At 66.7% G+C, this 25,995-nt stretch carries 24 protein-coding genes; 4 read left to right on the forward strand and 20 right to left on the reverse strand.

Going from position 1 to position 25,995, the window contains the following annotated elements:
- Positions 1 to 4: 4 nt before the first annotated feature.
- The 14 genes from ACFDR9_RS04215 to ACFDR9_RS04280 all read right to left on the reverse strand — a co-directional run bounded on the left by ACFDR9_RS04215 (position 5) and on the right by ACFDR9_RS04280 (position 15,168).
- On the reverse strand, positions 5 to 2,095 hold the full coding sequence (locus ACFDR9_RS04215) for an HDOD domain-containing protein (protein WP_409030176.1): 2,091 nt from the start codon (positions 2,093 to 2,095) through the stop codon (positions 5 to 7).
- 416 nt (positions 2,096 to 2,511) lie between these two features.
- The gene (locus ACFDR9_RS04220) at positions 2,512 to 3,801 is read right to left on the reverse strand and encodes a multidrug effflux MFS transporter (protein WP_409030177.1); all 1,290 of its coding nucleotides are present in this window, start codon (positions 3,799 to 3,801) and stop codon (positions 2,512 to 2,514) included.
- Positions 3,802 to 3,902: 101 nt separating this feature from the next.
- Entirely contained in the window at positions 3,903 to 5,117 is a 1,215-nt protein-coding gene (locus ACFDR9_RS04225) for a class I SAM-dependent RNA methyltransferase (protein ID WP_409030178.1), read from the reverse strand.
- A 111-nt stretch (positions 5,118 to 5,228) separates the two neighbouring features.
- Positions 5,229 to 5,843, reverse strand: coding sequence for a 2-hydroxychromene-2-carboxylate isomerase (locus ACFDR9_RS04230; protein WP_017879517.1), 615 nt, complete (start codon positions 5,841 to 5,843; stop codon positions 5,229 to 5,231).
- A 10-nt stretch (positions 5,844 to 5,853) separates the two neighbouring features.
- Positions 5,854 to 6,285 (reverse strand): CopD family protein, encoded by a 432-nt coding sequence (locus tag ACFDR9_RS04235; RefSeq protein WP_017879518.1) that lies wholly within the window; start codon positions 6,283 to 6,285, stop codon positions 5,854 to 5,856.
- 15 nt (positions 6,286 to 6,300) lie between these two features.
- On the reverse strand, positions 6,301 to 7,566 hold the full coding sequence (locus ACFDR9_RS04240) for a glutamate-5-semialdehyde dehydrogenase (RefSeq protein ID WP_409030179.1): 1,266 nt from the start codon (positions 7,564 to 7,566) through the stop codon (positions 6,301 to 6,303).
- Positions 7,567 to 7,612: 46 nt separating this feature from the next.
- Positions 7,613 to 8,629 carry a DNA polymerase III subunit delta gene (gene holA, locus ACFDR9_RS04245; protein WP_409030180.1) on the reverse strand — a complete coding sequence of 339 codons (1,017 nt, stop codon included), beginning with the start codon at positions 8,627 to 8,629 and terminating at the stop codon, positions 7,613 to 7,615.
- A 9-nt stretch (positions 8,630 to 8,638) separates the two neighbouring features.
- Positions 8,639 to 9,211: an LPS assembly lipoprotein LptE gene (lptE, locus tag ACFDR9_RS04250; RefSeq protein ID WP_409030181.1), complete on the reverse strand. Its 573-nt coding sequence runs from the start codon at positions 9,209 to 9,211 to the stop codon at positions 8,639 to 8,641.
- Between the two features lie 15 nt (positions 9,212 to 9,226).
- Positions 9,227 to 11,869 (reverse strand): leucine--tRNA ligase, encoded by a 2,643-nt coding sequence (gene leuS / locus ACFDR9_RS04255; protein ID WP_409030182.1) that lies wholly within the window; start codon positions 11,867 to 11,869, stop codon positions 9,227 to 9,229.
- Positions 11,870 to 12,241: 372 nt separating this feature from the next.
- Complete coding sequence (locus ACFDR9_RS04260) at positions 12,242 to 12,568, reverse strand: barstar family protein (RefSeq protein ID WP_409030183.1); 327 nt, start codon at positions 12,566 to 12,568, stop codon at positions 12,242 to 12,244.
- A 1-nt stretch (position 12,569) separates the two neighbouring features.
- Positions 12,570 to 12,998 carry a biopolymer transporter ExbD gene (locus ACFDR9_RS04265; protein ID WP_017879524.1) on the reverse strand — a complete coding sequence of 143 codons (429 nt, stop codon included), beginning with the start codon at positions 12,996 to 12,998 and terminating at the stop codon, positions 12,570 to 12,572.
- A gap of 38 nt (positions 12,999 to 13,036) precedes the next feature.
- Positions 13,037 to 13,726 (reverse strand): MotA/TolQ/ExbB proton channel family protein, encoded by a 690-nt coding sequence (locus ACFDR9_RS04270; protein ID WP_409030184.1) that lies wholly within the window; start codon positions 13,724 to 13,726, stop codon positions 13,037 to 13,039.
- A 19-nt stretch (positions 13,727 to 13,745) separates the two neighbouring features.
- A complete protein-coding gene (gene dapB / locus ACFDR9_RS04275) occupies positions 13,746 to 14,555 on the reverse strand; it encodes a 4-hydroxy-tetrahydrodipicolinate reductase (RefSeq protein WP_409030185.1) in 810 nt (269 codons plus the stop codon).
- A 16-nt stretch (positions 14,556 to 14,571) separates the two neighbouring features.
- Positions 14,572 to 15,168: an outer membrane protein assembly factor BamE gene (locus ACFDR9_RS04280; RefSeq protein ID WP_081612042.1), complete on the reverse strand. Its 597-nt coding sequence runs from the start codon at positions 15,166 to 15,168 to the stop codon at positions 14,572 to 14,574.
- Positions 15,169 to 15,244: 76 nt separating this feature from the next.
- Between ACFDR9_RS04280 and fur the strand changes: the two genes are divergently transcribed.
- A complete protein-coding gene (gene fur, locus ACFDR9_RS04285) occupies positions 15,245 to 15,673 on the forward strand; it encodes a ferric iron uptake transcriptional regulator (protein WP_017879528.1) in 429 nt (142 codons plus the stop codon).
- A gap of 41 nt (positions 15,674 to 15,714) precedes the next feature.
- Here fur and hrcA read toward each other — a convergent pair whose 3' ends face one another.
- Positions 15,715 to 16,731, reverse strand: coding sequence for a heat-inducible transcriptional repressor HrcA (hrcA, locus tag ACFDR9_RS04290; protein ID WP_409030186.1), 1,017 nt, complete (start codon positions 16,729 to 16,731; stop codon positions 15,715 to 15,717).
- A gap of 74 nt (positions 16,732 to 16,805) precedes the next feature.
- Positions 16,806 to 17,522, reverse strand: coding sequence for an HAD family hydrolase (locus ACFDR9_RS04295; protein ID WP_409030187.1), 717 nt, complete (start codon positions 17,520 to 17,522; stop codon positions 16,806 to 16,808).
- 215 nt (positions 17,523 to 17,737) lie between these two features.
- On the opposite strand from ACFDR9_RS04295, the gene ACFDR9_RS04300 reads away from it, so the two are divergent.
- The gene (locus ACFDR9_RS04300; RefSeq protein WP_409030188.1) at positions 17,738 to 18,319 is read left to right on the forward strand and encodes a hypothetical protein; all 582 of its coding nucleotides are present in this window, start codon (positions 17,738 to 17,740) and stop codon (positions 18,317 to 18,319) included.
- A gap of 54 nt (positions 18,320 to 18,373) precedes the next feature.
- A complete protein-coding gene (locus ACFDR9_RS04305; RefSeq protein ID WP_409030189.1) occupies positions 18,374 to 18,961 on the forward strand; it encodes a hypothetical protein in 588 nt (195 codons plus the stop codon).
- A gap of 231 nt (positions 18,962 to 19,192) precedes the next feature.
- On the opposite strand, the gene rsmA is transcribed toward ACFDR9_RS04305, so the two are convergent.
- The 4 genes from rsmA to ACFDR9_RS04325 all read right to left on the reverse strand — a co-directional run bounded on the left by rsmA (position 19,193) and on the right by ACFDR9_RS04325 (position 24,800).
- On the reverse strand, positions 19,193 to 19,972 hold the full coding sequence (gene rsmA, locus ACFDR9_RS04310; protein WP_017879533.1) for a 16S rRNA (adenine(1518)-N(6)/adenine(1519)-N(6))-dimethyltransferase RsmA: 780 nt from the start codon (positions 19,970 to 19,972) through the stop codon (positions 19,193 to 19,195).
- 36 nt (positions 19,973 to 20,008) lie between these two features.
- Positions 20,009 to 21,088: a 4-hydroxythreonine-4-phosphate dehydrogenase PdxA gene (pdxA, locus tag ACFDR9_RS04315; RefSeq protein WP_409030190.1), complete on the reverse strand. Its 1,080-nt coding sequence runs from the start codon at positions 21,086 to 21,088 to the stop codon at positions 20,009 to 20,011.
- A gap of 7 nt (positions 21,089 to 21,095) precedes the next feature.
- The gene (locus ACFDR9_RS04320) at positions 21,096 to 22,442 is read right to left on the reverse strand and encodes a peptidylprolyl isomerase (RefSeq protein ID WP_409030191.1); all 1,347 of its coding nucleotides are present in this window, start codon (positions 22,440 to 22,442) and stop codon (positions 21,096 to 21,098) included.
- A 102-nt stretch (positions 22,443 to 22,544) separates the two neighbouring features.
- Entirely contained in the window at positions 22,545 to 24,800 is a 2,256-nt protein-coding gene (locus ACFDR9_RS04325; RefSeq protein ID WP_409030192.1) for an LPS-assembly protein LptD, read from the reverse strand.
- Positions 24,801 to 24,898: 98 nt separating this feature from the next.
- On the opposite strand from ACFDR9_RS04325, the gene ACFDR9_RS04330 reads away from it, so the two are divergent.
- The gene (locus ACFDR9_RS04330; RefSeq protein ID WP_409030193.1) at positions 24,899 to 25,957 is read left to right on the forward strand and encodes an aminoglycoside phosphotransferase family protein; all 1,059 of its coding nucleotides are present in this window, start codon (positions 24,899 to 24,901) and stop codon (positions 25,955 to 25,957) included.
- Positions 25,958 to 25,995 lie beyond the last annotated feature (38 nt).

Below are 25,995 nucleotides of genomic sequence, written 5' to 3' on the forward strand. Positions count from 1 at the left end.
GGCCTTAAACTGGGTCCATCGCCCGCGTTTGCACGCCGGACGGTTGGCTGTTGCCGCTGCGCGCGGGCAGCAGGATTTCAAACGAGGTACCGTTGCGGCCGCTGCGGCAGCTGATCATGCCCTGCATTTTCTTGACCAGGCCGTGCACGATGGACAGGCCGAGGCCGTGGTGGGCGCCGTCCTTGGCGCTGCGCACCGGCGCGAACAGGTTGGCCAGCACCTCGGCCGACAGGCCCGGGCCGGTGTCGCTGACGCACAGTTCCAGGTACAGGCGGCGTTCGCGGTTGACGTGGCCGCGGTTGGCAATTTCCACCGTGCCGCCGGCCGGCATCGCCTCGACCGCGTTCTTGACCAGGTTCACCAGCACCTGCTTGAGCATGTCGGCGTCGGCCTCGACCTCGGCCGGCTGGTCGTGCATGCGCGCGACGATCTGCACCGAGGCGGGCACGAAGTCGGTGGCGCGGAACAGGCGCAGCACCTCGGCCGCCACCCGCGCCGCGTCGGTGGCGCGCGCCGTCTCGCTCGGCTGCAGGTCGGCCAGTCCGCCGACCAGCTGGCCGACGCGGTCGATTTCCTCGTTCAAAATGGCCATTTCGCCGAGCACCGGCTCCTGCCGCGCCAGCTTGCTGTCGAGCACGCTCAAATAGTTCTTGATGATAGACAGCGGGTTGTTCACCTCGTGCACCACGCGGCGCGACGCCTCGCGGTACTCCTCGGCGACGTGGGCGAGTTGCCGGCGCGCGTGGCCGCGCTCGCTCATCGCCGTCTCCAGCGCGGCGGCGGCCTGGTGGCCGAACGCTTGCAGGAAGCGCTCGCGCTTCAGGTAGCCCGGCACCTGCCAGGCCCGCGCGCCGCCGACCAGCAGACCCAGGCAGCGTTGCCCGGCCACCAGCGGCAGGCACACCAGGGTGTCGCTGGCCAGGATGCGCAGCAACTGCTCCTCGGCGATGCCCAGGGCGGCGTCGCCGCGGCCGACGCAGGCCAGGCGGCGCTGCAGCGCGGCGCCGGCCAGCGGCCCGCCCCCGGCCAGCGGCACCGCGAACTCGGCCAGGCGTTGCTGCTGCTCGCCGCCGGCGGCGCCGACCAGCGCGTGGCCGGTCGGGTTTTCCAGCAGCACCGCGGTGGCGTCGAAATCAAACAGGATGCGCGCCGAGCGGGTGATGGAGTCCAGCAGCCCGGCCTCGCCCTGCTGGCGGGCGAAGGTCTGGCCCATTTCCGACACCAGCACCATGTTGCGCACCTCTTCCGACAGGCGCTGCTGCACCGGGTCGGGCGGCGCCGCCGCGCAGGCCGGCGGCGCCACCACGTCGTCGGCGCCGCTCAGGTCGATGCCGAGCTGGTCGGCCGCCTTGGCGACCTGCCGCGCGGCCGTCTGGACGACCGCCGCCAGCCGCTCCCGGTCCAGGCCGCACAGGCGCACGGCGTCGTCGATGGCGCCCTGCTCGTCGCGGTGGCAGCACAGCAGATGCGCCAGGCGCACGATGCGGATCAGCGGGTGGGCCGACTCCAGCCGCGCGGCCGGTTCGTGGTGGTACAGCACGCTGTCGGCCAGGAAGGAGTCGAGGTGCCAGCGCTCGATGAGCCAGGCGCCGGCTTCGGAATGGGTGATTTGCAGCGTGCGCTGCTCGACCGCGCACAGCGCCTCGTCGTCGCGCGCCATGAAGTTGACGGCGTATTCCTTGGGCGCGGTGGCCAGCAGCGCCAGCCGGCCGACGTTGTGCAGCAGCCCGGCCAGGTAGGCTTCCTCGACGTGCGGGTAGTCCATCGCCTTGGCGATGTCGCGGGCGATGACGGCCGCCGTCAGCGAGGTTTTCCAGAAGCCGCGCAGGTCGGTGCTGCCGGAGTGGGGGAAGCTGCTGAAGGTCTGGAACACCGATTCGCTGATGACCAGGGTCTTGATCATGTCGGTGCCCAGCGACACCAGCGACTGCTCCAACCCGACGCTGCGGCCGGGCCGGTGGTAGGCCGAACTGTTGGCCACCGCCAGGATCTTGCTGGTCATGCCGGCGTCCTTGGCGATCAGCGCGGCCAGCTCCGGCATGCCGGCGTCGTCGGCCTGCAGGTGCTCGATCAGCTTGATGAGTATCTGGGGCATCGCCGGCAGGCGGGCAATCAGCAGGCGATTGCGAATATCTTGGTCTGAATGATGCATCGTATCAAGCACAGCCGCCAAAAGAGAGGGTCGGATCGGAGGTGCGCTGGAACGGCGCAGCGCAGCCACGTTGGTTGACTCTGGAACTCAGCTGAAGCGGCTGTTTTGTTAGTGCGAGCCGATTCGACAAAAAAGTGATATTAGCATAAAGCGCAGAATAACTTGCAAATAAGAAAAACTAGTTGAGCATTTCCCTATACCCGTTCGTACCGTGACGTGGCTCGAACCAAGGACGTCAGCCCTCCGGGATTGTCGCCGGTCGGGTTAGCCCGCCAGGCGTCACCCGACCGGCGCCGGCGGCGGCTCGGCGGCGGACGACGCTTTGCCAACCCGACCGGCGCAAGCCTGGCTGAGCGGCGTTAAAACGGCGCCGCGACGTCCTTGCGCCAGCGTTCGCGGAACAGCCGCGAGGCGGTCCACAGCGCCAGCGAGATCGCCGCGCAGGCCAGTTGGCCCGCCGCCAGCCACAGCACCGAGTGCGACAGGAACGGCGCGATGACGCCGGCCACCAGCGCGCCCAGCAGCGTCTGCGCGAACGACTGGCACGACGCGACGGTGCCGCGGATGTGCGGAAACAGGTCCATCGCCAGCATCGTCGCGCCGGGCGTGACCAGCGACATGCCGAAGGTGTAGAAGAACAGCGGTGCGACCGACCACGGCAGCGACGGCGCGAACAACAGGTGGTAGCCGACGTTGCAGACGGCGGCGCCCAGCAGCAGGGCGAAGCCGATGCCGATCTGCCGCACCAAGGTGATCGAGCCGGCCAGGCGGTTGGCCGCCAGCGCGCCGAGGAAGATGCCGCTGACGGCGGGGATGAACAGCCAGCCGAACTGGTCGGGGCCGAGGTGCAGATGCCGCGGCAGCATCACCGGCGCGGCCGTGATGTACAGGAACAGGCCGGCGAAATTGAAGGCGGTGACGCCGGCCTTCATGTGGAACAGCGGCGCGCTCAGGATCTGCCGGTAGTTGCGCGCGATGTAGTGCGGGTTGAACGGCTGGCGCAGGTGCGGCGGCAGCGTTTCCGGCAGCCGCTTGTAGCAAAACCACAGCAGGATCAGGGTGTAGGCGAACAGGAACAGGAAGATCGCCCGCCAGTCCAGCAGCTTGACGATCCAGCCGCCCATGATCGGGGCGATGGCCGGCGCGATCGAAAAAATCATCGTCACCATCGACAGCAGGCGCGCCGCCGGCGCGTCCGAATACAGGTCGCGGATAATGGCGCGCCCGACCACCACGCCGGCCCCGGCGGAGACGCCCTGCAGCACCCGGAACGCCCACAGGTAATGCACGGTGCTGGCGGCCGCGCAGCCCAGCGTGCCGATGGCGAACAGCGCCAGCGAGATCAAAATCAGATTGCGCCGGCCGAACGAGTCCGACAGCGCGCCGTGCCACAGCACCATGCCGGCGAAGGCCAGCATGTAGACGGTGAGCGACTGCTGCACCTCGATGGCGCTGGCGTTGAGCGAAGCCTGGATGGCCGGGAAGGCCGGCAGGTAGGTGTCGATCGAGAACGGCCCGAGCATGGCCAGCAGCGCCAGCATGGTCGCCAGCGCGACGCCGCTGAGCGGCGCCATGTGGCTGGGCGGCGGCGGCGGCGGCACCGGCGTCACCGGATCGGCTGGAATGTTCGGCGTGGGAGTGGGGAACATGGGAATCCTGGTAAGCCGGGCGTGCCGGGGGTCGCTGGTATGGGGGGGCTGGCGGCGGCAGGCCGGGCCGGGCTGCCGACCCGGCCCGCGCCGCCGCGGCGTCAGCCCGCGGCCGGGCCCTTCGGTTTGGCTTCCTCGCGGCGGTTGTAACCGGCCACCATGTCAAAGCGGAACAGCCGGCATTCCAACGCGCCGTTGAAGAACGGCGTTTTACGCGCCTCTTTCAAGCGCAGCAGGCGCGGCAGGCCCAGGTCGGCGGTAAACAGGAACACGGTCCAGCCGGCGAAGCGCTGCTTCAGCGTGGTGCCCATGGCCGAGTAGAACGCGCTCGACAACTCGTCTTCCGGCAGCGTGCTGTCGCCGCGCACGCCGATACGCTCGCCGTACGGCGGGTTGGTCAGCATGATGCCGGCGAGCTCGCTCGGCGGCTTGACTTCCTGCGCCTCGATCTGCTTGAGCGGAACCTCGAACACCACGCCGGCGCAGCGCAGGTTGTGGCGCGTCATCGCCACCATGTCGCCCGAGATGTCGCTGCCGAAAATGGTCGGTTCCAGCGGCAGCGGGTTCGCCTTGATGGCGTTTTTCAGGTCTTGCCACGGCTGCGGCTTGAAGCCGTTGAAATTCTCGAAGGCGAACTGGCGGCTGGCGCCGGGCGGAATGCCCTGCACCATCTGCGCCGCTTCGGCCAGGATGGTGCCGGAACCGCACATCGGGTCGAACAGCACCATGCCCGGCTTCCAGCCGGACACGCGCAGCAGGCCGGCGGCCAGGTTTTCGCGCAGCGGCGCGTCGCCGGTCTCTTCGCGCCAGCCGCGCTTGAACAGGGCCTCGCCCGAGGTGTCGAGGTACAGCGTGAAGGTGTGCGCGTCGAGGAAGCCGACGATGCGCATGTCCGGCGTCTTGGTGTTGACCGACGGGCGCTCGTTGCACTGGTCGCGGAAGCGGTCGCAGATCGCGTCCTTGATCTTCAGCGTGGTGAACTCCAGGCTGCGCAGCGGCGATTTGACGGCGGTGACGTCGACGCGGATCGTGTGGTGCACGCCGAACCAGTCTTCCCACGGCTGCGCCAGCGCCAGGTCGTAGATGTCGTTTTCATTCTTGTAGCCCGCATGGGCCATGCGCATCAGCACGCGCGAGGCGATGCGCGAATGCAGGTTGACGCGGTAGGCGTCGGTCAGGTCGCCGGAGCAATGCACGCCGCCGGGTACCTGGTTGTGCACCTTCAGGGTCGCGCCTGCCTGCTGGGCGATCTCGCCCAGTTCCTCGGCCAGCGCCGCTTCCATGCCGCGCGGGCATGGGCAAAAATATGAAGCCATGGTGTACCTTTTATCCGTTGAAAACAAAAAAACAAAAAACTGCCGCGGTAAAAAATACCGGGGCGCGACCAGACGCTGCGCCGCACATCAAAAAAACAAGGCAAGGGCCGATTACTTGTCCACGTCGCCGGCGAAGGCGCGTTCCAGGAAGTCCAGGCGGTCCTGGCCCCAGTAGCCTTCGCCGTCGAAGACGTACCACGGCGAGCCGAACACGCTGGCCGCGCTGGCGTCCTCGGTGTTGCGGTCGTACTCGGCCTGCACGCTGGCGGTCTGCGACGACTTCAGCAGCATGCGCCCGTCCAGCTCGCAGCTATTGGCGATCTGCACCAGCGACTCGTCGTCGCCGATGTTGCGCTCCTCGGCCCACAGGCCGCGCATGATCGCCTGCGACAGTTCCAGCGCCACCTCGACGCCCAGCGCCAGCCGGGTGGCGATGATCAGCTTGGCGGCGGCGTCCGGCGAGACCGGGAAAAACTTCGGCTGCGGATTCAGCGGCATTTGCAGGAACGCCGACCAGCGCGCCAGCTCGGCCAGGCGGTAGGCCTGGCGCTGCGGCGCGCGCTTGGCCAGCGGCAGACCGCCCGACAGGCTGAACACCTTGCCCAGGTCGAAGGGCCGCACCTCGATTTGCACGCCGTGCCGCTTGGCCATGGCCACCATGCGCGCGTGCCCCAGATAGGTCCACGGCGACTGCGGGGCGAAAAAATACTGGCAAATTTTGCTCATGCTGCTCCGATCAGAAAGGCTTGACGACCACCAGCACGACGATCGCCAGCAACAACACCACCGGCACTTCGTTGAACCAGCGGAACCAGGCATGGCTGCGCTGGTTGACACCGTTCTCGAACTTTTTCAAGATCGCGCCGCAGGCGTGGTGGTAGCCCAGCGCCAGCACCACGAAGGCCAGCTTGGCGTGCATCCAGGCCGGCATCTTCATGCCGGCGGCGGCGCCGCCGTACTGCATCCACAGCAGCACCAGGCCGAGCGCCAGCGCCGGCAGCGCCAGCATGCCCATGAAGCGGTACAGCTTGCGCGCCATCAGCAGCAGCCGCTCGGTGGTCACGGTGTCGCTTTCCTGCGCCAGGTTGACGAAGATGCGCGGCAGGTAAAACAGCCCGGCGAACCAGCTGGTGACGAAAACGATGTGTAAAGCTTTAATCCAGAGCATGGCTGTCCCGCGTGGTTATGTGCGCACTTCGCCGTGGCCGAACACCACGTATTTCAGCGAGGTCAGGCCGTCCAGGCCGACCGGCCCGCGCGCGTGCAACTTGTCGTTCGAGATGCCGATTTCGGCGCCCAGGCCGTATTCGAAGCCGTCGGCGAAGCGCGTCGAGGCGTTCACCATCACCGAGGCCGAATCGACCTCGCGCAGGAAGCGCATGGCGGCGCTGTAGTCCTCGGTGACGATGGCCTCGGTGTGCTTGGACGAATACGCGTCGATATGGTCGATCGCCTCGTCGATGCCGGCCACCACCTTGACCGACAGGATCGCCGCCAGGTACTCGGTGCTCCAGTCGGCCTCGCCGGCCGCGGCCAGGTGCGGGTAGCCGGCCAGCAGCGCGTGCGCCTCCGGGTCGGCGCGCAGCTCGACCTGCTTGGCCAGGTACAGCTCGGCCAGCTTGGGCAACACCTGCGGCGCGATCGCCCGCGCCACCAGCAGCGTTTCCATGGTGTTGCAGGTGCCGTAGCGCTGGCACTTGGCGTTGAAGGCGATCGCCAGCGCCTTGGCCAGGTCGGCCTTGGCGTCGATGTAGACGTGGCAGATGCCGTCCAGGTGCTTGATCATCGGCACCGTCGCCTCTGCCATCAGTCGCGCGATCAAGCCCTTGCCGCCGCGCGGCACGATGACGTCGACGTATTGCGGCATGGTGATCAGGGCGCCGACGGCGGCGCGGTCGGTGGTGTCGACCACCTGCACCGCGTTCTCCGGCAGTCCGGCGCCGGCCAGGCCCTCCTTGACCAGCTTGGCCAGCGCGCGGTTGCAATGGATCGCCTCGGAGCCGCCGCGCAAAATGGTCGCGTTGCCGCTCTTGATGCACAGGCCGGCGGCGTCCACCGTCACGTTCGGACGGGCCTCGTAAATGATGCCGATGACGCCCAGCGGCACCCGCATCTGGCCAACCTGGATGCCGCTCGGGCGAAATTTCATACCGCTGATCTCGCCGATCGGGTCGGCCAGCGCGACGATCTGCCGCAAACCTTCCACCATCGTGGCGATGGCGCCGTCCGACAGCGTCAGGCGGTCCAGCATGGCCGGCGCCAGGCCGTTGGCGCGCGCCGCCGCGAGGTCGAGCCGGTTGGCTTCGCGCAGCAGGTCGGCGTCGCGCACGATCGCCGCGGCGATCAGCGCTAGCGCGCGGTTGCGCGTGGCGCTGTCGGCCTTGGCCATCGCCCGCGAGGCGGCGCGCGCCTGTTGGCCGACCTGTTCCATGTACTCAGTGATGTCCATCGTCATTGCCTTATCCTTCGCGCTGATTGTTCGCGCTGATTGTCCATCAACCGCGCGCCACCTTCAGCGCCAGTTGTAGCATTGCGTCCCAGGCGTCGCCGGCGTAAGCCTTGGCGCGCAGCCCCTTGATCATCTTGTCCACCTGCGCCGCCTGCCGCAGCGCCGCCTCCAGCGTCGGCAGCGAAATGCGCCGCAGCGCCGGGTCCATCATGCGCTCGCGCGGTCCCCAGATGCGGTATTCCTTGAGCAGCGCGCCGAGCGGGCGGCCCTGCGCCATCCCGGCCTTCAATTTTAACAGCGTGCGGATTTCCTCGGACACCGCCCACAGCACCAGCGGCAGCGCCTCGCCCTCGCCCTTCAAGCCTTCGAGCATGCGCACCAGGCGCGCCGGGTCGCCCGACAGCATCGCCTCGCTGAGCTTGAAGACGTCGTAGCGCGCCACGTTCAGCACCGCGTCCTGCACCTGCTCGTAACTGAGTTTGCCCGGCTCGTGCAGCAGGCCCAGTTTCTGGATCTCCTGGTGCGCCGCCAGCAGGTTGCCCTCGACCCGGTCGGCGATAAAGTCGATGCTGTGGCGCTCGGCGCTTTGGCCCTGGGCCGACAGGCGCCCGGCGATCCAGTTCGGCAGGTGGGCGCGCTCGACCGCCGCGATCTCGATATACACGGCGGCCTGCTGCAGGCTGGCGACCCAGGCCGCCTTCTGCGTGGCCCAGTCCAGCTTGGGCAGCGTGATCAGCGTCAGGTTGTCCGGGCTCAGGTCCTTGGCGTAGCTTTGCAGCGCCGCGCCGCCGTCCTTGCCCGGCTTGCCGGTCGGGATGCGCAGCTCGATCAGCTTCTTGTCGCCGAACAGCGACAGCGCCTGGTTCGCCGCCAGCAACTCGCCCCACTTGAAACTGCGCTCGACGGTCAGCACCTCGCGCTCGGAGTAGCCGTTGGCGCGGGCGGCGCGGCGGATCTTGTCGGCCGCCTCCAGCGCCAGCAAATGCTCGTCGCTGCTGATCACGTACAACTGCGCCAGCGGTTTGCCCAAATGGCCGTCCAGCGCTTCAACCCGCAATTGCATGGCGCCGTCCTATGGCTTGACCGCGGCGGCGGGTGCCGCGGCCGACGGCACCGACATCGCCGGCAGCGCCAGCTTGACGGCGGCGATGCGGCGCATCATCTGCTGCACCATGTCGGACTTCATGTCGCGGTACAGCAGCGCCTCTTCGGTTTCCTTGGCCAGCAGTTGCGACTCGTTGAGGCTGATCGGCCGCGTCAGCGAAATCGTCGTCGGCCCCAGCAACTCGGTGCCCTGGCGGTCGAGCACGCGGAACACGATGGTGTAGCTGAGCTGGTACTCGCGGACCCGGCCGTTGTTGCTCAGCGACAGGATGGTCTTGCCGCGGGTGGTGTCCGGATCGCTCAGCACGTCGATGATGCCGTCGGCGCCGTCGCGCGCCTCGAGGATCTCGGTGCCGCCATTGACGCGGATGTTGCGCTTCAAGTCGATCGCCAGCGGCGACAATTTCGGCAGCGTGATAAACAGCGTCGCGAACGGCAGGTTGAAGCTGCCGTTCGCGCCGCGCAGGTGGAAGCCGCAGGCCGACAGCGCCAGCGCCGCCAGCAACATCAAGCCCGCCACGCGGGCCCGTTGAATCGTCATGAAAGCGCTCATCGTCTACACCACAATGCTGATTAATTTGCCCGGCACGACGATGATCTTCTTCGGCGCGGTGTCAATGTACTTCTGCACGCTCTCGCAGGCCAGCGCGGCCGCTTCGATGCTGGCCTTGTCGGCGCCCTTGGCAACGGTGATCGAGCCGCGCAGCTTGCCGTTCACCTGGATCATCATCTCGATCTCGGCCTGTTCCAGCGCGGCCGGGTCGACCTGCGGCCACGGCGCGTTGAGGATGTCGCCATGCACGCCGGCGTAGCCCAGCTCTTGCCACAGCACATGGGTGATGTGCGGCGCGACCGGGTTCAGCAGGCGCAGGAAGATCGCCAGGCCCTCGGCCACCAGCGCGGCCGAGGCGGCGCCGTCGTCGAGCTTGGCCGACTCCAGCGTGTTGAGCATCTTCATGCAGGCCGACACCACGGTGTTGTATTGGATGCGCTTCAAGTCGTAATCGGCCTGCTGCAGGATCTTGTGCAATTCGCGGCGCAGGGTTTTCTGCGCGTCGCTGGCGGCGCCCGCCGGGGCCGAGGCCAGCGCCATCGCAATGCGCGGCGCCTGGGCGTAGCTGTAGGCCCAAACCCGGCGCAGGAAGCGGTTGGCGCCCTCGACGCCGCTGCCCGACCATTCCAGCGTCTGCTCCGGCGGCGAGGCGAACATCGTAAACAGGCGCGCGGTATCGGCGCCGTACTGCTCGATCTGCGCCTGCGGGTCGATGCCGTTGTTCTTCGACTTCGACATCTTCTCGGTGCCGCCGATCTGCACCGGCTGGCCGTCGGACTTCAGCGTCGCGCCTTGCGCTCGGCCCTTGTCGTCCAGCGTCAGGTCGATGTCGGCCGGATTGAACCAGACCTTCTTGCCGGACGCTTCCTGGCGGAAGTAGGTTTCGTTCAGCACCATGCCCTGCGTCAGCAGGTTGACGAAGGGCTCGTCGAACTTGACCAGACCGAAGTCGCGCATGATCTTGGTCCAGAAGCGCGCGTACAGCAGATGCATGACGGCGTGCTCGATGCCGCCGATGTACTGGTCCATCGGCATCCAGTAGTCGTTGCGCGCGTCGACCATGGCGTCCTTGCTGCCCGGCGAGGTGTAGCGCATGTAGTACCACGACGAATCGACGAAGGTGTCCATCGTGTCGGTTTCGCGGCGCGCCGGCTTGCCGCACTGCGGACAGTCGCACTGCAGGAAGGCTTCGTATTTATTGAGCGGGTTGCCGCTGCCGTCCGGCACGCAGTCTTCCGGCAGGATCACCGGCAAGTCTTTTTCCGGCACCGGCACCACGCCGCAGTCGGCGCAATGGATCATCGGGATCGGCGTGCCCCAGTAGCGCTGGCGCGAAATGCCCCAGTCGCGCAGGCGGAAGGTGGTTTTCTTCTCGCCCAGGCCGCGTTCGGCCAGGTCGGCCGCGACGGCGTCGACGGCGGCGGCGTAGTGCAAGCCGTCGTATTTGCCGGAGTCGACGCAGACGCCGCTGTCCTTGTCGCCGTACCATTCCCGCCAGGCGTCGGTCGAGTATTGCTTGCCTTCGACGGCGATTACCTGCTTGATCGGCAGCGCGTATTTTTGGGCGAACAGGAAGTCGCGCTCGTCGTGCGCCGGCACGCCCATGACGGCGCCGTCGCCGTAGGTGATCAAGACGTAGTTGCCGACCCAGACCTCGACCTGGGCGCCGGTCAGCGGATGGGTGACCAACAGGCCGGTCGGCATGCCCTTCTTCTCCATCGTCGCCATGTCGGCCTCGATCACGCTACCGAGCTTGCACTCGGCGATGAAGGCGGCCAGCGCCGGGTTGCTTTGCGCGGCGTGCGCGGCCAGCGCGTGCTCCGGCGCCACGGCGCAGAAGGTCACGCCCATGACGGTGTCGGGGCGGGTGGTGAAGACGTACAGCTTGCCCTCGCCGATCAGGGCGCCGTCGGCGTCGGCGATCTGGTGCGGGAAGGCGAAGCGCACGCCGGTCGACTTGCCGATCCAGTTGGTCTGCATGGTGCGCACGCGCTCCGGCCAGCCCGGCAGCTTGTCGTCGACATAGGCCAGCAGCTCCTCGGCGTAGTCGGTGATGCGGGCGTAGTACATCGGAATTTCGCGCTTCTCGATCGGCGCGCCGGAACGCCAGCCGCAGCCGTCGACGACCTGCTCGTTGGCCAGCACGGTCTGGTCGACCGGGTCCCAGTTGACGGTGCCGGTCTTCTTGTAGATGATGCCTTTTTCCAGCATCTTCAGGAACATCCACTGGTTCCACTTGTAGTATTCGGGGGTGCAGGCGGTCATTTCGCGCGACCAGTCGATCGCCAGGCCCATCGACTCCATCTGCTGCTTCATGTGGGCGATGTTCGAATAGGTCCACTGCGCCGGCGGCACGTTGTTGGCCATCGCGGCGTTTTCGGCCGGCATGCCGAAGGCGTCCCAGCCCATCGGCATCAGCACGTTGTAGCCGTTCATGCGCAGGTAGCGGTACATCACGTCGTTGATCGTATAGTTGCGCACGTGGCCCATGTGCAGCTTGCCCGAAGGGTAAGGCAGCATCGAGCAAGCGTAGTACTTGCCCTTCGGGAAACGCGGGTCGTGCTCGACGGCTTTGTAGGCGTCGATCGCCTTCCAGTGCGATTGGGCGGCTTGTTCGACGTCGGCGGGACTATATTTATCTTGCATGATGTGCGGCCAAAAGTGAATATGAACCAAGCATTATACTGGGTTCATGCGTCCCGATAGCAGGTCGATGCCTGGCTGGCCGCCCCGCGGCCGGCGCACTCTTGTTTATTTTCCAATTGCTTGCGCGGATTCGATGGCAGCGTGGGGTTTTCAACCATTAAACGGGGAACGAGATGATCAAAGGACTGCGCACGATGATTTATGCGAAGGCATCCGCGTGGCCGAGCTGCTCGAGCCGTACGGCAAGCAGGTCGGGCTGATCGAGAATCGTCGGTCGGATTAGCCGAACGCGTCATCCGACGCCGGGCCGCTGCCGACGCCAGTCGGGTTACGCCCGATGGGCTAAGCCGACCTATGAAAATCCCGCGGGGTTCAGCGCAATACCAGCTTGAGCGCCGGTTTTTCGCCGTAGTCCTCGTAGCGTTCGTTGATGCCGGCGATGCAAAAAGTCACTTCCTCGAGGATGTCCGGCACTTGCAGGCGCATCGCCTCGGCGTCCCGCACCACGATTTCCAGCGTTTCGTCGGGCTTGAGCAGGAATTGCGTCATGCCGTCCTCGTCGCGCAGGTAGCTCAGGCAGTCGACCCAGGCGTCCATGGTGTCGGCGTAAAACTCGGGAAAGCCGAGGGCGCGCTTGCATTGTTCGTGGAAGCTGGTCCAGTCGGTGATGGCACTGCCGTTGAGTATGGCGCTTGGCATATTATTTCTTTTCTTTGTTGGGGTCGGTGACAAAACTCAGTTTGCTCAGGCCGTTGGACTGGGCCGCCGCCATGACTTGCGCCACCGCTTCGTAGCGGGTGGCCTTGTCGGCGCGCAGCTGCAGTTCCGGTTGCGCCGGCAGGGCGGCGGCCCGCGCCAGGCGCGCCCCCAGCTCGGCCGGGGTGAGCGCGTCGTTGTCCCAGAACACGGTGCCGGCGGCGTCGATCGCCAGGGTGACGGTGGCGCCGGGGTTCCGCGGCGCGGCGGCGGCCTGGGCGCGCGGCAGCTCAAGCTTGACCGCGTGCGTGAACATCGGCGCCGAGATGATGAAAATCACCAGTAGCACCAGCATCACGTCGACCATCGGCGTGACGTTGATGTCGGCCATCAGCGGCTGCTGCCGGTGGTGGTTGAAGCTGCCAAAAGACATCGTGCCTCCTCCTTTACGCGAATGCCGGCGGGCGCCGGTTAGTGCCGCCGGGCGCGGGCGCCGCTGGTCAGGTAGGCGTGCAGGTCGTGCGCGAACGCGTCCAGCTCGGCCAGGGTCAGGCGGTTGACGCGGTTCAAGCCGTTGTAGGCCAGCACGGCGGGAATCGCCACCGACAAGCCGATGCCGGTCATCACCAACGCCTCGCCGACCGGTCCGGCGATCTTGTCGATCTGCACCACGCCGGCGCTGGAGACGGCCGCCAGCGCGTGGTAAATGCCCCAGACCGTGCCGAGCAGGCCGACGAAGGGCGCGGTCGAGCCGATCGAGGCCAGCAGCGTCAAGCCGCTTTCCAGCCGGGCGCCGCCGCGGTGGATCGCCAGGCGCAGGACCCGGGTGATTTGTTCGGCCGGTTCCATCTCGGCGCCCAGCGAGGCGCCGCCAGCGGCCGCCAGGTGCGCGGCGCCGTGCTGCGCCAGCGGCGCGTAGACTTGTTCCGGGTCCGCCAGGGTCAGCGCGGCGACCGCGTCGGCCATGCTGGGGGCGGCCCAGAACGCGTCCAGCGCGACCGCGCTGCGGCGGATGCGCCAGGCGCTCCAGCCCTTGGACAGGATCAGGTACCAGCTCAGCAGCGACATCGCCAGCAACACGTAGGCCACCGCGTGGCTGATCGCGTCGCCCTGCGACCAATAGCGCGCCAGGCTGAAATGGTTGTCGAGGGTCGGGTTCATCGTCGGGCGGCGCTCGCGGTTAGCGCTTCAGCGCCAGCACGTCCTGCATGTCGTACAGGCCGCTGGTCTTGCCCGCCAGGAAACGCGCGGCGCGCAGCGCGCCCTGGGCGTAGGTGGCGCGGCTGCTCGACTTGTGGCTGATTTCAATGCGCTCGCCGATGCCGGCGAACAGCACGGTGTGGTCGCCGACGATGTCGCCGCCGCGGATGGTGGCAAAGCCGATCGTCGACGGGTCGCGCTCGCCGGTGACGCCTTCGCGGCCGTAGACGGCGCACTCCTGCAAGTTGCGCCCGAGCGCGGCCGCCACCACTTCGCCCATTTGCAGCGCGGTGCCCGACGGCGCGTCGACCTTGTGGCGGTGGTGCGCCTCGACGATTTCAATGTCGTAGCCTTCGGACAGGCTCCTGGCGGCCATTTCAAGCAGCTTGAGCGTGACATTGACGCCCACGCTCATGTTGGGCGCCATCATGATCGCGGTCTTTTCGGCGGCGGCGGCGATGGCCGCCTTGCCGGCGGCGTCGAAACCGGTGGTGCCGATGATCATTTTGATGCCGTGCTCGGCGCAGTAGGCCACATGCTTCAGCGTGCCCTCGGGGCGCGTGAAGTCGATCAGGTAGGCGGCGCCGGCCAGGCCCTCGGCCAGCTCGGAGGCGATGGCCACGCCGGCCGGCTTGCCGAGGAAGGCGGCGGCGTCCTGGCCGATGCCGGGCGCGCCGGCCACGTCCAGAGCGCCGGCCAGCACGGCGTCGGGCGCCTGGTCGATCGCTTCGATCAAGATACGGCCCATGCGTCCGCTGGCGCCGGCAATTGCAATTTTCAGTTCGGTCATCGCTATTCTCAAGGAATTATTTAGTCACTTCGGGCGTCGGCGCGGGCGTCGGCGGCTTCGCCGCCGGGGCCGGCGCCGCGCTCGTCAAGGCCGGGGCCGGTCCGGCGATGCGGGCGATGTATTCCTTTTCGGTCGGCAGGTTGCCGCCCTCGAAGCGCTCGACCTTGCCGTCCTTGAAGAAGACGACCACGCGGCTGGTGGTCAGTTCGCCATTGCCCTTGGCCAGGCGGAACGGATAGTCCCAGCGCTCGCCGTGGAACACGTCGGTCAGCAGGGGCGTGCCGAGGATGAAGCGGACTTGCTCGCGGCTCATGCCGACTTTCAACTGCGCCAGCATTTCCTCGGAAATAAAGTTACCTTGCTGAATCACCGGACGGTAGGGCGAAAACACCCACAGGAATTTTTGCAGCGGCGTCACGGTGCTGGTCTGCGCGCCGCTGGCCGGTTCGACGGCGGCGCCGCCTTCCTTGGTCGCGGCTGGCTTCTCGCCGAGCACGCTGCGGCCCGCGCAGCCGGACAGCGCCAGCGCGGCGCACACCAGGCCGGCGAGCAGTGGCGTCCTTGACGCAATACGGTGCAGCAAAGATGGCGATAAAGCCGTGGTTACGCGCATAAGTGTCCTCAATTCGATTGAGCAGAAGTGCTAAAACGCTATATGATAAAGCACATGAACCATATGCGAGCAAAACATGAGTAACAATCCTAGCGATCTGAAGGCCAGCGGCCTGAAAGCCACGCTGCCCCGCCTAAAGATTCTGGACATTTTCCAGAGCAGCCCCGTACGCCATTTGACGGCCGAAGACGTGTATAAGGTCCTGTTGGCCGACAATATGGACGTTGGCCTGGCCACCGTCTACCGCGTGCTGACCCAGTTCGAGCAAGCCGGCTTGCTAAACCGGAATCATTTCGAAACCGGCAAGGCGATCTTCGAATTGAACGAAGGCTCGCACCACGACCACCTGGTGTGCCTCGACTGTGGCCGCGTCGAAGAGTTTTTCGACGAGGAAATCGAGCTGCGCCAGCAACGCGTGGCCGAGGAACGCGGCTTCAAGATTGCCGAGCACGCGCTGGCGATCTACGGCAACTGCATCAAGGTTGCTTGCCCGCACCGGGCATAATACGCTACGCGCCGCGGGTCTTTCCTATGTGGCGCGCCGCGTCAATGCTGGCTGAGCGCGCTCGATAACAGCTTCGCCGTGATGTCGACGATCGGGATCACGCGCTCGTAGGCCATGCGCGTCGGCCCGATCACGCCGAGGGTGCCGACGATTTTGCCGTTCACCTCGTAAGGCGCGGTGACCACGCTCATCTCGTCCATCGGCACCAGGTTCGACTCGCCGCCGATGAAGATCTGCACGCCGGTGGCCTTGCTCGACACGTCCAGCAGTTGCATCAGCCCGGTCTTTTGCTCGAACATGTCGAACATTTGCCGCAGCGAACTCATGTTCGAGGACAGGTCGCTGACGCTGAGCAGGTTGCGCTCGCCGGAGATGACCATGTCGTCCGAGTTGTCGGCCATCGCCTCGCTGCCGGCCTCGACGGCCGCCTGCATCAGCCGCCCCATATCGTCGCGCAACTGGCGCAGCTCGCCCTGCAGGCGGATGCGCACGTCGTCGAACGACAGGCCGCCGTAGTTTTGGTTGATGTAGTTGGCCGACTGCACCAGTTGCGCCGGCGTGTAGTCGGACGCGGTCAGCAGCAGGCGGTTTTGCACGTCGCCGGTGGGGCCGACGATAACCAGCAGGATGCGCTTTTCCGACAGGCGCAGGAATTCGATTTGCTGGAACACCGATTCGCGCCGCGGGCTCAGCACCACGCCGGCGAACTGCGACAGCGACGACAGCATTTGAGCAGCGTTGGCGATCATTTTCTGCGGCTGCTGGATTTGCAGGCGCATGCGCGACTCGACCGCGTGCTCGTCGATGTGCTGCACCGTCAGCAGCGTGTCGACGAAGATGCGGTAGCCGCGCGGGGTCGGGATGCGCCCGGCCGAGGTGTGCGGACTCGACACGTAACCCATTTCCTCCAGGTCGGCCATGATGTTGCGGATGGTCGCCGGCGACAGCTCCAGCCCGGAGATCTTCGACAGCGCGCGCGAACCGACCGGCTGGCCGTCGGCGATGTAGCGCTCGACCAGGGCTTTGAGCAGTGTTTGGGCACGGATATCGAGTTGCATAAGTCTATTCTCGGCAGACGCGGGGTGCGCTAGTTACTTGGCTCCATTATGCACGCTGGCAGGCGCGCCGTGCATCATTCTTCCGCATGGCCGTCGAGCCAGAGCAGCAGTTCGTCAAACGTCGCGCAAATAGCGTCCGGACGCACGCCCGCTTCAAGGTGGGCCTCGCCGCCGAGGCGGTTCAGCCACAGCGCGCGCATGCCGGCGTTTTGCGCCCCGACCACGTCCAGCTGCAAATCGTCGCCGACGTAGACCGCCTCGGCCGGCGCCACGCCCAGCGCCGCGCAGGCGGCGTGGAAAATGGCCGGGTCCGGCTTGGCGCGGCCGAAGCGGTTGGCCGCCAGCGACACCGTGAAATGGTGGGCCATGCCGATGCTGTCGAGGTCGGCCACGCCGTTCGAGATCGATCCCAGCAAGATCGTGCCCTTGAGCCTCTCCAGCCCCGGCAACACGTCGGCGTAGGGCGTGACGGCGTTGCGCGCGGCGTGGAACAGCGCCATCGCCGGCGCCACCTTGGCGGCGTCGGCGCCGACCTCCTCGAAGGCGGCGTGCAGGCCGATGCGGCGCAGCTCGCCCAGGTCGATGTGCAACTCGGGCCGCTCGGCCAGCAGGGCCAGGCGGCGCGCGCGCAACTGCGCGATTGAAAACCGCCGCGCCACCGGCGGCGCATGCCGCGCCAGCCAGTCGTGCAGCGCGAGCTCGGCGCGGGCGATGACGGGGCCGATCGGCCACAGCGTGTCGTCGAGGTCGAACAGCATGGCTTTCGGGCGGGGCGGGCGTAACTGCTTCATGGATATGGGGGGCTTCGCTGTGGATGGCCGTATTGTCGCACTTATCGGCGCCGCCGGCCTGCGTGCGCGGCGCCGGGCGCGCCGCCGCGCAAGGGGAAAATTGTTACAGGGAGATACAACAGGGGGAGCCCGGATGTTGCCGGATAGACTAAAATAGCTGCCGCGAGCGCGCACGCGCGGCGCCGGCCCCGTTACCTGATTCGTTTGGAGAATGTATGAAAAACTTGTATATGCGCTCGATGCTGGCGCTCGCCTGCGCCGCCACCCTGGCCGCTTGCGGCGGCAAAGACGACGGCAACCTGAGCCTGGGCGGCAGCGTCGTCGGCCTCTCGAAAACCGGGCTGCAACTGAAGAACGGCAGCGCCACCCTCGACGTGGACGCCAACGCCGGCACCTTCGCGTTTACCGAGCGGATCGCCTCCGAGTCGAACTACGACGTGCAGATCAACAAACAGCCGACCGGCGCCGATTGCACCGTGCTCAACGGCAAGGCCAAGGCGTCCAACTTCAACATCACCAGCGTGGTGATCTCCTGCCTGACCAAGCAACACAAGCTGGGCGGCACCGTCAGCGGCCTCGAGGCTAGCGAAAGCGTGACCCTGATCAACGCCCCGGAGCAGCTTGTCCAGACCGGCAGCGGCGCCTTCACCTTCGCCTTCACGGTTGGCGAAGGCAATAACTACGGCGTGAGCGTGCTCAAGTCCTCCCCCGGGAAGGTGTGCAGCCTGCCAAACGGCGGCGGCACCATGCCGACAACCGACTTTAACGGCTTGACCGTCACCTGCGTTCCCGAATAACCCTACCGACGCCGGGCCGGGCGCCGCCGGCACCATTTATCCCTGGAGACACACATGAAACTATCTTATCCGCGCACCCTCGCCGCGCTGGCCATCGTCCTGAGCCTGTCCGCCTGCGGCGGCAAGGAATCGTTCCAGGTCAACGGCACGCTCAGCGGGGTGAGCGACAACGACCTGGTGCTGACGAACAACGGCGACACGGTGTCGCCAAAGAAGGGCGATACCAGCTTCACGTTCCCCAAGCAAATCGACTATGGCACCGCGTATAACATCACGGCGAACCAGCCGGCGCACATGAATTGCAGCGTCGCCGGCGGCAGCGGCAGCGCCGGCCACTTCACCTCGATTACCGCGACCGTCGTCTGCACGCGCCAGACCCGCTTGTTGGGCGGCAGCGTGACGGGCTTAAAAGTGGGCAACACCGTGAAATTGGCGAACGGAAAGATCGAAACCATCACCGTGACCGGGACCGCCGCCGCCAGCGTCGCCTTCCAGTTCGCCGTGGTTGCCGACGGCACGCCGTACAGCGTGGTGGTGGTGCCGCCGCAACCCAACGCCCCCAACCAGACATGCAGCGTCGCCAACGGCGCCGGTGTGATGGGCACGGCCGCCGTCGGCAACGTACTGGTCACTTGCATCTAAATAGGAAGGCAGATATTCAAATTCCATATGAACGATATGTGAAATATAAATTGGCGTTATATGCGGCGCCACAGCATAATGCATCTGTCTCCTCCAACTCTTCCAAGAATTGGATTTAGCCCGCTTTTACCAGCGGGCTTTTTTTTGCCCGGCTTTTCGTGGCGGACGCGGCGGTGGACGTAAAAAAAACCAGCGCGAGGGGCGCTGGTTTTTTGACGTCCGCCGCGGCCTTTACGCCGGCGCCTTCAGCAGGTTGGCCAGCGCGACGTACTGGGCCAGGCCCACCGTCTCCGGGCGCATGCTCGGATCGATGCCGGCTTCGACGATCTGCGCCTCGGTAAACATGCCGGCCAGGCAGTTGCGGATCACCTTGCGGCGCTGCGAGAACGCCTTCATGACGACCGCCTCCAGCGTTTCCAGGTCGCACGGCAGGCGCTCGGCCAGCGGGATCATGCGCACGATCGCCGACTCCACCTTCGGCGGCGGGTCGAACGCGGTCGGCGGCACGATGAACAGCAGGTGCATGTCGTAGCGCCATTGCAGCATCACCGACAGCCGGCCGTAGGTCTTGCTGCCGGGCGCGGCGACCATCCGTTCGACGACCTCCTTTTGCAGCATGAAGTGCTGGTCTTGCACCAGCGGGGCGATTTCCGCCAGGCGGAACAGCAGCGGACTGGATATGTTGTATGGCAGGTTGCCGACGACGCGCAGCTTTTTGCCCTCGGGCACGGGGATCGTCGCGAAGTCGAACTTCAGCGCGTCGCCGGCGTGGATCGTCAGCTTGGCCGGGTTGAAGGTCTTTTCCAGGCGCGCGACCAGGTCGCGGTCGAGTTCGACGACGTGCATCTTGTCGAGCCGCTTCAGCAGCTGCTCGGTCATCGCCCCCAGGCCGGGGCCGATTTCAACCAGGGCGTCGTCGGACTGCGGCGCGATGGCGGCGGTGATCTCGTCGAGGACGTATTTATCGTGCAGGAAATTCTGGCCGAAGCGCTTGCGGGCAATGTGTTTCATATTCTTGTTTTCAGTGGGGTGGGACGCGCGGCGCAATCAGCCGGCGCCGGCGCCGTGGCGGCGGCGCGCTTGCACCATCCGCACGGCGGTGTGGATGGCCGCTTCCATGCTGGCGCAGTCGGCCAGGCCGAGGCCGCGCGCGGCCAGGTCGAGCGCGGTGCCGTGGTCGACCGAGGTGCGGATCAGCGGCAAGCCGAGGGTGATGTTGACGCCGTTGCCGAAGGTGGCGTATTTGAGCACCGGCAAGCCCTGGTCGTGGTACATCGCCAGCACGCAGTCGGCCTCTTGCAGGTATTTCGGTTGGAACAGCGTGTCGGCCGGATACGGGCCGCGCGCGTCGATGCCGCGCGAGCGCGCCGCCGCGATGGCCGGGGCGATCGTCTCGATCTCCTCGCGCCCCAGGTAACCGCCCTCGCCGGCGTGCGGGTTCAGGCCGGCCACCAGGATGCGCGGCGCGGCGACGCCGAATTTCTCTTGCAAATCATGGGCGATGATGTCCAGCGTGGTGGCCAGGCCGGCCGCCGTGATGGCCGCCGGCACCGCCGCCAGCGGCAGGTGGGTGGTCGCCAGCGCCACCCGCAGCGGCGCGGCGGCGCCGGCGCCGGCCGGCTCGCCGGCCAGCATCATCACCACCTGGGCGGTGCCGGTGCGTTCGGCCAGGTATTCGGTATGCCCGGAAAAGGCCACGCCGGCATCGTTGATGGTGCTTTTCTGCAGCGGCGCGGTGACGATGGCGTCGAACCAGCCGGCCGCCACGCCCTCGACGGCGGCGTCCAGCGTGGCCAGCACGGCGCGGCCGTTTTCCTTGTCGAGCACGCCGGGCACGACGTGCGCGGCCAGCGGCACGTCGACCACGGCGACGCGGCCCGGGCCGAACTGCGGCAGGCCGCCGTTGCGCAGCGCCTGCAGCGACAGCGCCGCCAGCTTGATCCCGGGGTCGATCAGGCTGGCCGTCAGCGCCAGGAAGGCGGCGTCGCCCAGCAGCACGCAATTGACCGTGTCGCGCAGCGCCCAGGCGGCGCGCAGCGAGATTTCCGGGCCGATGCCGGCCGGCTCGCCGCAGGTGACGGCGAGCGCCGGGCGGGCGCCGGGACGCGCCGGGGTGGCTGGGTTCATCGTCTTCTTACTTGTCGTCGGCGCGGAATTCAACGTAGGCGCGATCGCGCACTTCGCGCTGCCAATCCTCGGTGGCCTCTTCCAGCTTGCGCTCGCGCAGCGCGTTGCGCGCCAGGTTGCGCTGCTTTTCCTTCGAGACGTCGTCGCTCTTGCGCTCGCGCACCTCGATCAGGTGGAAGCCAAAGCTCGTTTCCACCGGCGCGCTGATTTCGCCCGGCTTCAGCGCGGCCATCGCGGCCTCGAATTCGGGCATCGTGTCGCCCGGATACAGCCAGCCCAGGTCGCCGCCCTTGGCGGCCGCGCCGTCGGTCGAAAACAGCCGCGCCAGCTCTTCGAACTTGGCGGCCTTGTTGTCGAGGCGCTCCTTGAGTTCGGCCAGCTTGCGCTTGGCGTCGTAGGCCGACACCGTCGGCGTGACCTTGATCAGGATGTGCCGCGCGTGCGTTTGCTGCACCGCCGCGCTGGCCTGGGCGTCGGCGGCGCTGCGCTTGTCGACCAGCTTCAGGATGTGGAAGGCGCCGGTGCTCTTGATGATCGGCGTGACCTGGCCCGGCTTCAGCTTGGCCAGCTGCTCGGCGAACAGCGGCGGCAACCGCTCCGGGCTGCGCCAGCCGATCTCGCCGCCCTTCAGCGCGTCGGCCGCCTCCGAATAGGTGCCGGCCATCTTGGCGAAGTCGGCGCCGGTGCGCAACTGGCGCATCACTTCCTCGGCGCGGGCGCGGCGCGCGGCGATCTGCTCGGGCGAGGCGTTGTCGGGGATGCGCACCATGATTTGCGCCAGGTTCAGCTCGACCTGCTCGCGCGCGGCGGCCTGTTCGGCCGCCATGAAATTGTCGACCTCGGCGTCCGAGATCTGGATCTTGGCGTCGACCTCGCGCTCGCGCAGGCGCTGCAGCACGATCTCGCTGCGGATCTCCTCGCGGAAGGCGGCGAAGGTGGTGCCCTCCTTCTCCATCTGGTTGCGCAGCTCCTGCAGCGTCATTTTCTGCTGTTCGGCGATGCGGCCGATGGCGCGGTCGAGCGTCAAGTCGTCGACGCGGATACCCATTTCCTTGGCCAGCTGCATCTGCGCGCGCTCGACGATCATCCGTTCGAGCAACTGGCGCTGCAGGTCGGCCTGCTCCGGCAGCGCGACGTTTTGCGCCTTCATGCGCCGTTCGACGGTCTTGATGCGGGCCGCCAGCTCGTTGCGCGTGATAACGTCGTCGTTGACGACGACGGCGATCGAGTCGATCGGCTTGCCCGTGGCGGCGGCCGCGGCGCTCTGCGCCCAGGCGCCGGGGGCGCTGGCGCCGGACAGCGCGCACAGCAAAACCGCTGCAATTTTCAGTTGGTGCATACTGGCATTCCGCATAATGTGTAGAGCGCTCATGAGTTCGGGTGGATAAAAAAACCGCCGGCCACGGCGCTGGTAAGAGCGCGCCGCCGGCCGAAAGTTCCGGTGCTACTGCCGTCCCTAACGGCTGGACGGCGTCAGCCTTTGATAGCCGGGGATGCTCTTCGTCAACGTATCGAGCGCGTTGCTGCCGAAGCCGAGGTTGCTCGACAGGCCGATCAGCTCAAGCTGGAAGAAGATCGAATTCGAGACGCTCTTGGTGGTCGTCACGAAGCGCTGCGCGCCCATCCGCAACACCCAGCAGTCCTGCTTGTATTCGAGGCCGGCCAGGCTCTCGAGCACGCGCCGGTCGCGCATCGAGTAGCTGACCCGGCCGACGCCGTACCAGCGCGTCGACAGCGGCCACTGGCCGGACACCAGCACGTTCTTGATGCCGTTGACGCCGCGCAGGTAGCGGTGCTCCAGGTTCAGCACCTTTTTCGGCGCCGGCTGCCACTGCGCGCCGTAGTTCCAGCTCATCGAATGGCCCTCGTCGCGATTGTACTGCACCGCGCTGTCGAAGCCCCAGGAATCGGCAATGCGGCCGGCGCCGGCCAGCAGCACGTCGGAGCGGCTCGCCTCGTTGGCCGCGGCGCTACCCAGTTGCACCCGCTGCTCGTTGAAATAGAAGCGTTGACCCAAGGCCAAGCGCAGCCGCTCGGCGCCGTTCGGGTCGAGGAAGCGCGAGGTCAGCGCCGCCGTGACCTGGTTGGCGTCGCCGATGCGGTCGGCGCCGACGTAGCGGTTTTCGCTGAACAGCTGGGCGAAGCTGAAGCCGGCGTCGGAGGTGTCGAACAGCGGGAAGGCGCGCTGGTCGCGGTATGGCGTATACACGTAGAACAGGCGCGGCTCCAGCGTTTGGGTGACGGCGCGGCCGAACAGCTTGGCGTCGCGTTCGAACACCAGGCCGCTGTCGACCGACACGGTGGGCACGGCGCGCGTCAACGCGGTGTCCCGGTATTGGACGCTGCCGACGGCGTTGTTGTTGTCGAGCTGGTAGGCGCTGGCGTTGAGCACCAGCTTGGGCGTGACGAAGTAGCCCGGGCGCATGAACGGATAACTGACCTGCGGCACCGCCACCAGGCGGTTGCCGCGTACCTGGTCGGGGTGCCAGAAACGCGTCAGCTCGCTGTCGACGGCCCAGTCGAAGCCGCCGGCGACGTCGAAGCGGCCGGCGTGCAGGTTCAGCGACGGCAGCCGGTCGTACGGGCGCGGCACGAACAGGTCCGGATTTTTCTCCGCCCCCGGGTCTTGCAGCACCTGGTAGTTTTGCACGCGCGCCGTGGCGTTCCAGAATTCGCCGCGGTAATCGGTGCGCAGCTCGCGCAGCAACTGCCGCTCGGCGCTGGTGGCGACGGTTTTCGAGAAATCGCTCGGATAGTCGTTGTCCGAGGCGCTGCGCAGGTTCCAGCCGTACGACAGCCCGGGCGCCAGCGCCTGGGTGTGGACCGAGTGCAGCATATAGCGGTCGCTGTCGCGCACCTTGTCGTTGGGCAGGTACTCGATATACGTTTCGCCGGCGTAGCCGCCGGCCGCCGTTTCGCCGAGGTAGCGCGCGTTGGCGCCCAACTGCAGGCCGCGCCGCTGTATGTATTTCGGGTACAGCGTCAGGTCGCGGTTCGGCGCGATGTTGACATAGTAGGGCACCAGCAGTTCCAGGCCGTTCTTCGAGTCCAGCCGCGGCGTCGGCGCCAGCCAGCCGGAGCGGCGCGCACCCGACAGCGAGAACGAAATCGCCGGCGTGCCGAGGATGGGCACGCCCTTGAAATACACCACCGTCTTGCCGCCGGTGCCGACGTCGCGCCCGGTGTCGAGGTTCAAGGTGCTCGACTTCAGATACCAGTCCGGCTTGGTGCCTTCGCAGGTGCTGTAGGTGCCGTCGACAACGTCGGCCTCTTCCGAGTTGATGAAGTCGATCCGCTCGGCGTGGCCCTGGCCGTTGCCGACCGCGATTTTATAGGTCGGCTTGAGGGCGAAGCCGCGCCCGGTCTCCAGGTTCAGCTTGAGCAGCTCGGCGCTGTAGTAGTCGCCGAAGCGCCACATGCGCACATTGCCGCTGGCGTCGAGCTGGTCCTCGACCATCTGGTAGCAGGCCGTGTCGGCGGTCATCCTGGTCTGGTCGCGCACCACCTCGGCGTCGCGCTCGAGGTTTAACTCGCGCTCGGGGCGGCCGCTGATGTGCTCGGCGCGCAAATGGGTGGGCGCGTTCTTGTCTTCCACGTGCGCGGCGCGCTTGGGCGTTTGGGCGTGGCTCGGCACCGCGGCGAACGCGGCGGCGATGGCGCTCAGGGCGAAGGCCCAGCGCTGCGACGATGGGGGGGCTGTATACCAGCTCATGAAAAGAAGAGGTGAAACACCATGGCAGGCGATTTTTTGATTGCAATCCCTTATTATATGGGAATCTTCACAATCAACCGGATTCCACAGGTCGCTTTATGTCAATCACCCCCGTTTTACCCGTCGCGGCCGCCGCCGACGACGCCCGCCTGGCCTTGCTGCAAGCATGGCTGGGCGGCTTGAACCTGGTCGCGCCGGAGTCGGCGCGCCCGGCCTCGTGCGACGCCAGCTTCCGCCGCTACTTCCGCCTCGACACGCTGGCGGGCAGCCGCGCCGCCCACGGCGCCACCCTGGTGGCGATGGACGCGCCGCCCGAGCGCGAGAACGTCGCCGCCTTCGTCAAGGTGGCCGGCCTGCTGAAGGCGGCCGGCGCGTCGGCGCCGGAGATCGTCGCGCACGACCTCGAACGCGGCTTCCTGCTGCTGTCGGACCTGGGCGACACCACCTACCTGCAGGCGCTCGACCACGACAACGCCGCCGTCCTCTACAGCGAGGCGCTGGAGGCGCTGGTAAAAATCCAGCAAGCCAGCCAGCCCGGCGTGCTGCCCGAATTCGACCGCGCCTTCGCGCTGCGCGAAATGAACCTGTTCCCAGAGTGGTACATCGGCCGCCACCTGAACGCCACGCTGACCGCGGCGCAGCAAGCCCAGCTGGACGGCGTGTTCGACGCCATCGTCGGCAACGTCATGGCGCAGCAGCAGGTGTTCATGCACCGCGACTTCCACTCGCGCAACCTGATGCGGATGGACGAGGGCAACCCCGGCATCCTCGACTTCCAGGACGCCGTGTACGGCCCGGTCACCTACGACCTGGCCTCGCTGCTGCGCGACGCCTATATCCAGTGGGACGAGGAAATGGTGCTCGACTGGGTGATCCGCTACTGGCAGCGGGCCAAGAAGGCCGGCTTGCCGGTGAACCCCGACATCGACGCCTTCTACCGCGATTTCGAATTCATGGCGCTGCAACGCCACCTGAAAATCCTCGGCCTGTTCGCCCGCCTGAACCACCGCGACGGCAAGGCCGCCTACCTGGAGGACCTGCCGACGGTGCTCGACTACGTGCGCAAGACCGCCAACCGCTACAAGGACTTGAAACCGCTGGTGCGTCTGCTCGACGCGCTGGAAAACAAGACGCCGGAAGTCGGCTACACTTTCTAGGCACGCCGGGCGCCGCCGATCCGGGCTCAGACCCTCGG

The organism is Janthinobacterium sp. CG_23.3 (assembly GCF_046115965.1).
In the GTDB taxonomy this organism is placed as follows: Bacteria; Pseudomonadota; Gammaproteobacteria; order Burkholderiales; family Burkholderiaceae_D; genus Janthinobacterium.